The organism is Endozoicomonas sp. ONNA2 (assembly GCF_024606365.1).
In the GTDB taxonomy this organism is placed as follows: domain Bacteria; phylum Pseudomonadota; class Gammaproteobacteria; order Pseudomonadales; family Endozoicomonadaceae; genus Endozoicomonas.
The window spans coordinates 1-7688 of record NZ_JAHHPO010000994.1 but is presented as its reverse complement, the minus strand read 5'-3'; the positions used below and the strand labels follow the sequence as shown (position 1 = coordinate 7688).

General features: G+C 53.5%; 3 protein-coding genes. All 3 read right to left on the bottom strand.

Annotation, left to right across the window (positions count from 1 at the left end):
* Window positions 1-243 precede the first annotated feature (243 nt).
* Window positions 244-1314: a uroporphyrinogen decarboxylase gene (gene hemE, locus KDK14_RS17560; RefSeq protein WP_257266486.1), complete on the bottom strand. Its 1071-nt coding sequence runs from the start codon at window positions 1312-1314 to the stop codon at window positions 244-246.
* 107 nt (window positions 1315-1421) lie between these two features.
* Window positions 1422-2900 carry an FAD-dependent oxidoreductase gene (locus KDK14_RS17555; protein WP_257266485.1) on the bottom strand — a complete coding sequence of 493 codons (1479 nt, stop codon included), beginning with the start codon at window positions 2898-2900 and terminating at the stop codon, window positions 1422-1424.
* 71 nt (window positions 2901-2971) lie between these two features.
* Complete coding sequence (gene gltB, locus KDK14_RS17550) at window positions 2972-7429, bottom strand: glutamate synthase large subunit (RefSeq protein WP_257266487.1); 4458 nt, start codon at window positions 7427-7429, stop codon at window positions 2972-2974.
* Between the last annotated feature and the right edge of the window lie 259 nt (window positions 7430-7688).

The following is a 7688-nucleotide window of genomic DNA, read 5'->3' as shown; positions in this document are numbered from 1 at the left end:
TGCTCTTTGTGACCTTTGTGGTTCCAATTCAAGACCCACAACAAGGTAACACCAACCCGTCAGCGACAGTCATTACGAGCCAGAGAACGAGGGATACAACTATAGCATCAGGAAAAATTCCTTAATGCCTACCCCAAGAAACGGCGTTTACACCCCTGTTAGATGAACCCTGTACTATCCCTGTAAAATCCCTGAACAGAATGAAAGCGGAATGAGCCGGTAGATTTTGCGCTGCTAATGCCCTTATGCGCACGCATGATATTGAGCAGACAATTCATGTACGGCACTGACAAACGCAGCCGCCTTTTGCGGCTCAACATACTGGTGAATACCATGCCCCAGATTGAACACATGGCCATTGCCCGCACCAAATTTTTCCAGAATGGTGGCCACTTCCCGGCGGATACGTTCGGGGGATGCATACAGCGTTGATGGGTCCATATTGCCCTGTAAAGCGACCCGGTTACCCACTCTCCGCCGTGCTTCACCAATATCGGTTGTCCAGTCCAGACCCAGTGCATCGGCACCGGCATTGGCCATCGCTTCCAGCCACTGCCCGCCATTTTTGGTAAAGAGAATAACCGGCACTTGTCTGCCGTCATTTTCCCGCTTCAGGCCTTTAACAATCCTGTCCATATAGTGCAGCGAGAAGTCATGATAGTTCTCTGGACTGAGCACCCCACCCCAGGTATCAAAAATCTGCACCGCCTGGGCACCCGCTTCAATCTGGGCATTCAGGTAGCTGGTCACCGACTCGGCAAGCACGCTCAACACCTGCTTCAGCAATGCTGGCTGATCAAACATCATCGCTTTTATACGACGAAAGTCTTTGCTGCTGCCACCTTCAATCATATAGGTCGCCAGGGTCCAGGAGCTGCCGGAAAAACCAATCAGTGGCACCTGGCCATTGAGTTCACGTCGAATGGTTCTCACCGCGTCCATCACATAACCCAAGTCTTTTTCCGGATCTGGCACGGTCAGCGCAGCAACATCGGCGGCGGTGCGCACGGGCTTTTTGAACTTCGGCCCTTCACCGGCTTCAAAATAGAGCCCAAGGCCCATGGCATCGGGAATCGTGAGAATATCGGAAAAGAGAATTGCCGCATCCAGCGGGAATCGTTCCAGTGGCTGCAGGGTGACTTCACAGGCTAGCTCCGGGTTCTGGCACAGGGCCATAAAGTCACCGGCACGGGCCCTGGTCTCCCGGTATTCCGGCAAATAACGGCCAGCCTGGCGCATCATCCAGACGGGAGTTACATCAACTGGCTCCCTGAGCAAAGCTCGAAGAAAGCGGTCATTTTTCAATGGAGTCATAAAAATCCCGATACCAGCATTGCCTGAAATGAAGTATTCCAGGCTGTAGAAAAAACAGGGGCGCTTCGGAAAAACGCCCCTATATTACTATTTAAAAAAGTGAATGATCAGACATCCAGGTAATCAAGAATACCTTCTGCTGCCTGACGACCTTCCCAGATGGCGGTAACAACCAGGTCAGACCCCCTAACCATATCACCACCGGCAAACACTTTGGGATTGCTGGTCTGGAACTTGAATCTGGCTTGTTCAGGAGCCACAACCCGACCACCTTCATCAATCTGAATTTCGTGCTGCTCAAACCAGTCAGCCGGGCTTGGGCGAAAACCGAAGGCAACCAGAACCACATCCGCTTCCAGTATCTGATCACTGCCCTCTACCACCTGTGGACGGCGTCGGCCATTGTCATCCGGCTCGCCCAGTTCAGTGGTTACCAGACGGATGCCATCTACCTGGCCATCACCAACAATTTCAACCGGCTGGCGATTAAACAGGAAGTTCACACCTTCCTGTCGGGCATTGGCCACTTCCCGGCGAGAACCGGGCATGTTTTCTTCGTCACGGCGGTAAGCGCAGGTTACTGACCTGGCACCCTGACGAATGGCCGTGCGGTTACAGTCCATGGCAGTATCGCCACCACCGAGCACCACCACCCGCTTACCCTTCATATCAATGAAGTCTGCCGGATCCTGCTCAAAGCCCAGGTTACGGTTCACATTGGAGATCAGGTAAGGCAGCGCATCATGGACACCTTCAAGATTTTCACCGGGAAAGCCACCTTTCATATAGGTGTAAGTCCCCATACCCATGAATACCGCATCATACTCCTCAAGCAGCTTCTCCATGGTGATGTCTTTACCGATTTCCATATTCAGCTGAAACTCAATCCCCATTTCGGTAAACACTTCACGGCGACGACTCATGACGTGTTTTTCCAGCTTGAACTCCGGGATACCAAAGGTCAGCAAGCCACCGATTTCCGGGTTTTTATCAAATACCACCGGTGTCACGCCATTGCGCACCAGCACATCGGCACAGCCCAGGCCAGCAGGCCCGGCACCAATGATGGCTACTTTTTTATCGGTCCAGGATACCCCGGACATATCCGGACGCCAGCCCAGAGCCAGCGCCGTGTCGGTAATGTATTTCTCGGTGGACCCGATGGTTACCGCACCAAAACCGTCATTGAGCGTACAGGCACCTTCACAGAGGCGATCCTGTGGACAAACACGACCGCACACTTCTGGCAGGGTATTGGTCTGGTGTGACAGGTCTGCCGCTTCAAAGAGACGACCTTCAGAGACCAGCTTCAACCAGTCCGGAATGTAGTTGTGTACCGGGCACTTCCATTCACAATATGGGTTCCCGCAGGACAGGCAGCGATGGGCCTGATTTTTTACCTGCCGCTCATCAAACGGCTGGTAGATTTCCACAAATTCTGTTTTGCGCTGACGCAGGCTTTTCTTATCCGGATCATGACGACCTACATCAACAAACTGGAAGTTGTTATTCAGCCTGCTTTCTTTTCGGCTCAGGCTGTCTTTCCGGCTCAGGCTGTTGCCATTTTTTAAAGGTATCTGTGACATTTCGCTGACCTCACAAAGCTGTTAATACCTGATCTTTTGCCATACCTGCAGATAAGCTGCGGATACCCTGATTACTCAGGGCTACCATGGGTACTGGCCAGCAAGGTATCGAGACTGGCAGCTTTTGGCTTCACCAGCCAGAAACGACCACTGTAGTCATAGAAGTCATCAATCAGCTCCTGCCCCCGGGCACTGCCGGTCTCGGCAACGTAGTCTTCCAGGACACTCAACAGGTGCGATTGATAAGGCTCCATGGCCTCATTATCAATGCGATGTATATCCACTAATTCATGGTTATAACGATCAACAAAACTTCTTTCCATATCCAGCACATAGGCAAAACCACCGGTCATACCCGCACCGAAGTTATGACCCGCCCGGCCCAGGACAGTCACCAGACCGCCGGTCATGTATTCACAACAGTGGTCGCCTGCACCTTCCACCACAACATTGGCGCCAGAGTTACGAACCCCAAGACGTTCACCGGCACGACCAGCGGCGTATAATGTACCGCCGGTGGCACCATAGAGACAGGTGTTACCAATGATCGAGGTTTCATGGGTGACGAAACTGCTGCCCACCGGTGGGTAGATCACCAGCTTACCGCCGGTCATGCCCTTACCTACATAGTCGTTGGCATCCCCTTCCAGGCGCATTTCCAGACCACCCGCGTTCCAGACACCAAAACTCTGGCCTGCAGAGCCGGTCAGGTTCAGCTTCAGGGGCTTGTCCGCCATTCCCTGGTTACCGTAACGTCTGGCAATCTCACCGGATAGACGGGCACCGATGGAACGGTCACAGTTGCCAACCGTAAAACTGAACTCACCACCTGCCTGGTTTTCAATGGCAGCCATTGTCTGTTGAACCATCTCTTCGGCCAACTCACCCTTGTCGTATGGCGGGTTACGGTCCACCTGACAGGTCATGGGCTTATCCGCCGGTACATCGGCACTGCCCAGAATCGGGGACAGGTCCAGGTTCTGCTGCTTTTCCGTCAGCCCCGGCAGCAGCTCCAGCAACTCAGTGCGGCCTACTATCTCTTCAAGGGTTCTGGCACCGAGCAATGCCAGCCACTCACGCACTTCTTCGGCAACAAAGCTGAAGAAGTTCATAACCATCGCCACATCACCCTTGAAGTGCTCTTCCCTAAGTGACTTATCCTGGGTAGCCACACCGGTAGCGCAGTTATTCAGGTGACAGATACGCAGGTATTTACACCCCATGGCGATCATGGGTGTGGTACCAAAACCAAAACTTTCGGCGCCAAGAATGGCCGCCTTGACCACATCCAGACCGGTCTTGAGACCACCATCGGTCTGCAGGCGAACCTTGCCGCGCAGATCATTGCCACGAAGTGTTTGATGGGCTTCACTCAGGCCAAGCTCCCAGGGGGAACCGGCATAGCGAATAGACGTCAGAGGGCTTGCAGCAGTACCGCCGTCATAGCCGGAGATGGTGATCAGATCCGCATATGCCTTGGCAACGCCTGCGGCAATCGTACCGACGCCTGGCTCAGACACCAGTTTTACGGAAACCAGCGCCTCAGGATTCACCTGTTTCAGGTCATAAATCAGCTGGGCCAGATCCTCAATGGAATAGATATCATGGTGCGGTGGCGGAGAAATCAGGGTAACACCCGGTACCGAGTATCGCAGACGGGCAATCAGCTCATTCACCTTGCCACCGGGCAACTGACCACCTTCACCGGGCTTGGCTCCCTGGGCAACCTTGATCTGCAGCACTTCGGCATTCACCAGGTAGTGAGGAGTCACCCCAAAACGACCGGAGGCAATCTGTTTGATTTTGGATACACGGTTGGTGCCGAAGCGGGCTTCATCTTCACCGCCTTCACCGGAGTTGGAACGACCACCAAGACGGTTCATCGCTTCCGCCAGTGCTTCATGGGCCTCTGGTGACAGTGCGCCAAGACTCATGGCGGCAGAGTCAAACCGGCGCACAATATCACCAACAGATTCCACTTCATCCACACCCAGCGCCTGGTCACTGGGCTTAAGGCCCAGCAGGTCACGCAGGGTAGCTACTGGCCGCTTGTTCACCAGTTCGGCGTATTTCCGGTACTCCTGATAGTCGCCGGTTTTAACGGCAACCTGCAACTGTTGCACCACATCCGGGTTGAACGCGTGGTATTCACTGTCGTGTACATACTTAAGCAGGCCACCCTGCTGAATGGGCTTGCGGGCTTTCCAGGCCGTGTCAGCCAGCAGGCCCTGTTCATAATGGAAGTCTTCAAAGCGGGCACCCTGAATACGACTTTGCACACCGCAGAAGCACAGGTCAACGATCTCCCTGGAAAGACCCACGGCTTCAAATAACTGTGCGCCCCGGTAGGAGGCAATGGTAGAGATACCCATTTTTGAAAGGATCTTCATCAGCCCTTTGCCGATGCCTTTCCGGTAAGCCTTGTAGGCTTCGCGGGGGTCCGTCATCACCTCACCGGAGTGAATCTGGTCATTAATGATTTCATAGGCCAGATAAGGGTAAACGGCGGTGGCACCAAACCCGATCAGCACCGCAAACTGATGGGAGTCACGGGCAGAGGCGGTTTCAACAATAATATTGCACTCAGAACGCAGGCCTTTGCCAATCAACCGGTGATGCACGGCACCCGTCGCCATGGCCGCTGGCACTGGCAGCAGCCCCTGATCGATATGACGGTCAGAAAGGCAGATTAACACCTTGCCAGATTGCACCACGTGTTCCGCCTGGTCACAGATATTCAACACCGCCTGTTCAAGACCAATGGCCGGGTCGTAGGTCAGGTTGATGGTTGCGGTCTCCAAGGACTTATGCTGATGACGAACACTCATCAGGTCCAGAAACTTGGCAGTGGACAGAACCGGTGACTTGAGAATAACCCGGGCAGCGTGTTCCGGTGTCTCTTCAAACAGGTTCAACTCACGCCCCAGGCAGGTCTCCAGCGACATGACAATAGCTTCACGCAGTGGATCTATGGGCGGGTTGGTTACCTGGGCAAACTGCTGGCGGAAGTAGTCATAGACCGTCCGGGTTCTGCTGGACAGCACAGCCATTGGCGTATCGTCGCCCATGGAACCAACCGCTTCCTGGCCAGACTCCACCAGTGGGCGGATCACCTGGTCACGCTCCTCAAAGGTGACCATAAACATCTTCTGGTAGACCTTCAGTTGCTCAGAAGAGAGGTGGTCAACCTTGTAATCGTCTTCACTGAAGTGGGAACGGATACGATAGGCGTTCTGCTTCAACCACTTTTTATAGGGCTGGCGGACTTTCAGCTTGTCGTCGATATCATGGGCCTGGTGCAGTTCGCCAGTCTCGGTATCAATCGCCAGGACTTCGCCCGGTCCAACCCGACCTTTGGCAACCACATCTTCTGGCTTGTAGCCATGAACACCCACCTCGGAAGCCACGGTCAGGTAACCGTTTCGGGTGATAACCCAGCGTGACGGGCGCAGGCCATTGCGGTCCAGGGCACAGACGGCATTGCGGCCATCGGTAATAACCAGGCCAGCGGGACCGTCCCAGGGCTCCATATGCATGGAACTGTATTCATAAAATGCCCTGAGATCCGGATCCATGGTGTCCACATTCTGCCATGCAGGCGGAACCAGCATCCGGATCGCCCGGTAAAGATCCACACCACCCGTGACCAGCACCTCCATCATGTTATCCAGGCTGGATGAGTCAGAGCCGGTGCGGTTCACCAAAGGAGAAATATCATCAAGGGTCGGCAGCAACGGTGACTGGAACTTCTGACGACGGGCTTCTGCCCAGTTACGGTTACCGGTGATGGTGTTGATTTCACCATTGTGAGCCAGCATACGGAATGGCTGGGCCAGCTGCCAGCGCGGCATGGTGTTGGTAGAAAACCGCTGATGGAATACACAGATGGCGGTTTCAAAACGGCTATCGCCAAGGTCCGGATAAAACGTTGGCAGATCAACCGGCATCATCAGACCTTTATAGGTAATAACCCTGGGCGACAGTGAGCAGATATAGTAATCCTGGTCTTCCGCCATCACCATATTAGTGTATCGACGAGCCATGTAGAGCCTGGCATTGAACTCTTTCTCGTCAAGCTCACCCGCAGGGGTAACAAAGATCTGTTCAATACCGGGCAGAAGGTCTTTGGCAATGGGTCCAAGGCAGTCAACATTAACAGGCACCTTGCGCCAGCCAACCACGTTGAGACGCTGCTTTTGCAACTCTTTTTCAAGGGTTTTTTTGCCTTTCTCTGCCCAGACTTTATCAGTATTGAGAAAGACCATGCCCACGGCATATTGCCCGGGCAGCTCGCAGCCAAACTTTTCCTGTGCAACGGTTCGGAAAAAAGTATCCGGTGTTTGAATAAGAAGACCACAACCGTCGCCTGTTTTACCATCGGCAGCAATTCCGCCGCGGTGTGTCATACAGGTCAGTGCTTCAATCGCCGTTTTCAGAAGGTGATGACTTTTCTTACCTTCCATCTGGGCAATCAGCCCAAAACCACAGTTATCCCGAAACTCCCCGGGATTATACAGTCCTGCTTTCATAGGCATTATCTCACCAACCTCATCAACCCATTTTTTTTCTGGCTCGCCTTGCCTTGGATAAAAGTCGTACCGACCTTCCCGGAGCCCTTCCACCCTGAAGTTGACTCCTCTTGGGAAGGCTTCATGTTTCATTTTCAAAATCAGGTGGATACACGTCTTTTAAACATTTTCTGTGTAACATTGGTACACTGCCTTGTCGAGCCATAGCCAAGAGGCTGTCCGAGAATAGACTGCCCTACTGCGGTGGCAGCAAATTGGT

Bases quoted from the DNA above. Each gene is read 5' to 3' on its own strand.
- KDK14_RS17555 (WP_257266485.1), bottom strand. From the start codon at position 2,900: ATGTCACAGATACCTTTAAAAAATGGCAACAGCCTGAGCCGGAAAGAC.
- hemE (WP_257266486.1), bottom strand. From the start codon at position 1,314: ATGACTCCATTGAAAAATGACCGCTTTCTTCGAGCTTTGCTCAGGGAG.
- gltB (WP_257266487.1), bottom strand. From the start codon at position 7,429: ATGAAAGCAGGACTGTATAATCCCGGGGAGTTTCGGGATAACTGTGGT.